Below are 3,842 nucleotides of genomic sequence, written 5' to 3'. Positions count from 1 at the left end.
GCAAACCCGGCGCGGTTCACTAGCCTCGACGGGCTCACCCCGTGGGAATGTCACCAACGGTCAGTAAAGGGCCAAACCCTGAACAGAGCGAACTAAAGAACGCGGACTCTATGGGGAGCAGGTCACGAGCCACACACCACAGCAATCAGCGTCCCGAGGCCCCCTTAGGGCTGGCATAGGCTGAGATTGCGAAGGAATTCAACTTCGCGAGAGCGAAACTTCGCCGCGATCACCCGATTGTTGGCGTGAGAGCTTTTTGCAATCTTGATGTTGCGCCCCGCGTTGCTCTTTTCAATCTTACCGTGCTGCGAACGCGATACCTAATGCAAGATACGGCGCGGGGGTGACGCGAGCGTCGCTTGGACACTGCATCGATCCATCAGGGTCTGTTCGGTCCGGAGCCGACCCCCACGCACAGTCTTTGTGCTGCTGCACAGCTTGTCCATCCCGGACTTCGACGCCTGACGCAGCGAGATAAAGCAGGCATAGTTTGCTGTGCGGGCCGCATTCAACAGGTGGCCACAGCACATGTTCAGTCCTTTCTGTGTCTTTATAAGCAGCATGCAATGTGCTGGAGCGGAAGCAGCTGGGGACACGCGTGCCCGCGTCTCCCATTATTTCAGGCCCCTGCCGGAACGCGGCCAAGTCCTTGATCACCGCGCAGCAGCTTTGAAGAGCCTGGATTTCGCCTTACAGGTGTTGATTGCTAGAAGCGCGCAACGCTAACGTGCAATAGTATTCCAGATCTTCTGCTGCGAGGTTACCAGTGCTCGAACGATTTAGCTTTGCCGCGGCATTCTTAATTGGTGTCATCGTCGGCCCTCAGGACGGCGCAGCTATCCAGATATCGAGCAGTTATCAGGAAGCAACGCAGTTCATGCCGGCCAGTCTGACAGTGAAATTGTCCGGCGAGATCGTGCAGGGTGACGCTACCGCGCTGGAGGCAGAACTGCTGCGCTACGAAAGCCGGCCCATCAACCACATCAGCTTCGAGTTCGACAGCCCCGGCGGCGCACTCATGGAGGGCATTCGGATCGGCCAGGTCATTGCATTGCGACCTGAGGACACCTCGTCACGAATTGCCGGTAGCAGCGCGCCAATCTGCGCCAGCGCATGCGTCTACGCCTATATCGGATCCGACTTCAGGTTCATTGAGGAGGGTGCCGAACTGGGCGTCCACCAGTTCTACACCCAGAACGAGCTGACCGGATCGGACGCCTTGGCAATGGGGCAGGAACTGACCTCGATCATCCTCACCTATCTCCAAGGCCGCGGGGTCGCCACCGAGTTTCTCGCGGACATAGTCTCCGCGCGCGGCGAGAGCATGGTCTGGGTCAATCACCAACGGCTTGCCGATCTCGGCGTCGTTTCTCAGGGGGTGAAAGGGCAATGGGTCGAATATGTGAACTATGAGGGAGAGATTTCGCTGCGCGTCGAGCAGGATGCCTTCGTGGGCCAGAACAAGATCATCATCGGCTGCGGTGATCAGGGTCCATACGGGATGGCGTTTCTCGAAGAGCCTCCCATGCCGTTCGCCGGGCCATTCATGGTGCATGCAGGCGGCTACGATCACACGATCCACGAGTTCGGCTATATCGAGCACGGGAACGGAGTGACCATTGCGGGGTTCCAGATCACCCCGCAGGTGGCGGCAGAGATCGCCGGGGCCTCGGCAATCGGCGGCAAGGTCTTCAACCTGGACAAAACCATCTCCTATGGCTTTTCCGGCGAGGTCGTGGATCCCAAGATCCGCGACATGGTCGACGGCTGCATGCGCCGTTTTTTCCGCAATGCTCCGCCGCCATCACCAACACCGGTGCCCATACCGCGCATGACCCGGCAGAGTGGAATGGATCTTCGCGGTGCGGATCTCTTGGCCAACGGCATCAGAAACATTTCGCTCGATGAATGCGAGCGGCAGTGCCTTGCAGCCTCGGACTGCGCCGCAGTGAGCTATGTCATCGACATGCAATGGTGCTGGCCAAAAGGCTATGGCGGGGCGCCGATTCAAGATCCTGGCATCATCTCTTCATTCCGCTGAGCGCTGATTGCCTCACCTGACCGGTTCAAATAATTTTGCGACCGTGAATGAAGGTGCGCAGATTGACCGATGTTCGGGCTAAGCCATAGAAAAGATGCGCAACCACTCAATGAACGCCCATTCCTCTTCCGGTGCCTAGCCGTCCCGTCCCGGCATCTGGTGTATCGGGTTCAAGATGAATCTGTCCGGCTCTGAAGTAACCAGCAGGTAAGGACCGCAGCTCTAGCGACGGCCTTCGCCTCTTTGGATTGCGGCACCCAGTTCCATGGCATCAGCTCGTCAAGACGGTTGAGCTTATGGTCGCCGATACGGGCTAGGATGTCTGCCAGATCAGCTTCGGAATCGTGGCCGCTGATCTTTGCGCTTTCGATGATCGTCATGGCTCTCGCGAGGGTTTCACCCCGGCATCGGCCCCGGCGATTTCGACCAATCACCACAGGCTTGATTGCCCGCTCGGCCGGGTTATTGTCGATGGACAAGCGACCTTCTTCAGGAAGAGCGTGAAGGAGGGTCAGCGGCGTAGCGGAAGGATTTGGCCAGTGCGCTCTTTCCGGAGACCCGACCGAGCTGGACCTCCGACCACGTATTAAAGTTCTCCGCCAGAGGGCGCGTGCGGGTCTGCCTGACGCGCCGACGCACTTCGCTGGAGCAGCCGGTGATCACGCGTCCGATGTCGTAGAGCGCCGATACGGTCCAGCGCCTCCCGGGCGATCTCATACTTGGTGCCGATTCGGATATCGTAGAGGTCCTGGCGCAGGTGTGCCCAGCAGGCGGCCTCGCGCCCGGCGACACCGCCGAATGGAAGATGGAGATGACCGAGGGCCGGACAGCGCAATATCTGATGACCGTCGAAGGCGGCCGGGTGAACTTCGACCTCCACGGCCACGGCGGCGGCAATTCCGTCACCTGCGAAAAGGGCCGCGGCTCGACCGGTGAGGAAGGCGAGTTCACCGCCGAGTTCGACGGCGACCACGGCTGGTTCTGGCGCAACCGCGACAAGTCGGATGTGACGGTCCGAGTTCAGGTCCGCGGCGATTACCAGGTGTTCAAGGACGCAAGCTAACACATCGCAGCAGCCATTCATGCGTCATGCAGCGAATGGCTGCTCTCCGCCCTACTTGACGAACTAAGTGCCTATGGCACTACGTCGGCGACGATTGACCGTTTCGTTCTTCTGAGACTTGTGCGTGCAGCTGGACCACCTGTCTATTTCCTCCCCGGGGCTAGAACAGCCCCGATCTCTCCAAGCTGCGTCGGGCACAGTATGCATTTCGGCAGCTCGCTTGGTGAATTTCACAGGTCAATCTGAAAAACCCCAGGTTGCTGTGCCGAGTGACCCGGAGCACGCTCAGTTCGCATCATGCTTCTCGCTGTCGAGGTCGTCATACCATGCGGCATAACCCGTGTTCCTGACCATCTTGCGGTTCAGGTCCGGCGCTCCATCCGTCCACCATACCGGCCCACGCTCACCTAGCGCGTGTTTCGCAGCATCCACTTCACCGCGCGCTTCTTCCTCGGCCTTCTGGTTACCCGCAGCCAGCGCGGCTTTCACGGCGCGTCGTGCGTCCATCAGCTTTTGTGTCAGGTGTTTCTGTTCTGCCTTTGCCAGGTTTGGGTTCGTTGCACGCCAAAGCCGCCCGCGCACGACAATGTAGCGCCGATCCGGAGTGTGCAGCGGCATCACTCCACCTCGATCAGCATATTGTCGTCCAACGGGCGCTGCAGGCGTCGCGCCTCGGACCAGTCTGCGGTCAGCCAAGTTTCGAGCTCTGAGGCCTGTGGCAGGATCACCGGCATGGCC

General features: G+C 59.6%; 6 protein-coding genes. 2 read left to right on the top strand and 4 right to left on the bottom strand.

Going from position 1 to position 3,842, the window contains the following annotated elements:
* Positions 1 to 766 precede the first annotated feature (766 nt).
* The gene (locus KO490_RS14750) at positions 767 to 2,041 is read left to right on the top strand and encodes a hypothetical protein (RefSeq protein ID WP_216020192.1); all 1,275 of its coding nucleotides are present in this window, start codon (positions 767 to 769) and stop codon (positions 2,039 to 2,041) included.
* A 170-nt stretch (positions 2,042 to 2,211) separates the two neighbouring features.
* Here KO490_RS14750 and KO490_RS14745 read toward each other — a convergent pair whose 3' ends face one another.
* From KO490_RS14745 to KO490_RS16700, 3 genes are read right to left on the bottom strand one after another with little or no spacing between them, the layout of a single operon-like run.
* Positions 2,212 to 2,520, bottom strand: a complete 309-nt coding sequence (locus tag KO490_RS14745) for a transposase domain-containing protein (protein ID WP_216020191.1) — start codon at positions 2,518 to 2,520, stop codon at positions 2,212 to 2,214.
* A gap of 10 nt (positions 2,521 to 2,530) precedes the next feature.
* Positions 2,531 to 2,680, bottom strand: coding sequence for a hypothetical protein (locus KO490_RS16705; protein WP_371822366.1), 150 nt, complete (start codon positions 2,678 to 2,680; stop codon positions 2,531 to 2,533).
* On the bottom strand, positions 2,628 to 2,921 hold the full coding sequence (locus KO490_RS16700; protein WP_371822367.1) for a transposase: 294 nt from the start codon (positions 2,919 to 2,921) through the stop codon (positions 2,628 to 2,630). Before KO490_RS16700 ends, KO490_RS16705 begins: the two co-directional genes overlap by 53 nt.
* Here KO490_RS16700 and KO490_RS14735 point away from each other — a divergent pair.
* A complete protein-coding gene (locus tag KO490_RS14735) occupies positions 2,847 to 3,104 on the top strand; it encodes a hypothetical protein (protein WP_252727219.1) in 258 nt (85 codons plus the stop codon). The genes KO490_RS16700 and KO490_RS14735 overlap by 75 nt on opposite strands.
* 285 nt (positions 3,105 to 3,389) lie before the next feature.
* Here KO490_RS14735 and KO490_RS14730 read toward each other — a convergent pair whose 3' ends face one another.
* The gene (locus KO490_RS14730; RefSeq protein WP_216020189.1) at positions 3,390 to 3,722 is read right to left on the bottom strand and encodes a hypothetical protein; all 333 of its coding nucleotides are present in this window, start codon (positions 3,720 to 3,722) and stop codon (positions 3,390 to 3,392) included.
* Positions 3,723 to 3,842 lie beyond the last annotated feature (120 nt).

It is taken from the genome of Paracoccus sp. C2R09 (genome assembly GCF_018860625.1).
Taxonomy (GTDB): domain Bacteria; phylum Pseudomonadota; class Alphaproteobacteria; order Rhodobacterales; family Rhodobacteraceae; genus Paracoccus.
Note: the sequence above shows the minus strand (reverse complement) of the source record. Positions and strands in the feature narration are given on the sequence as shown.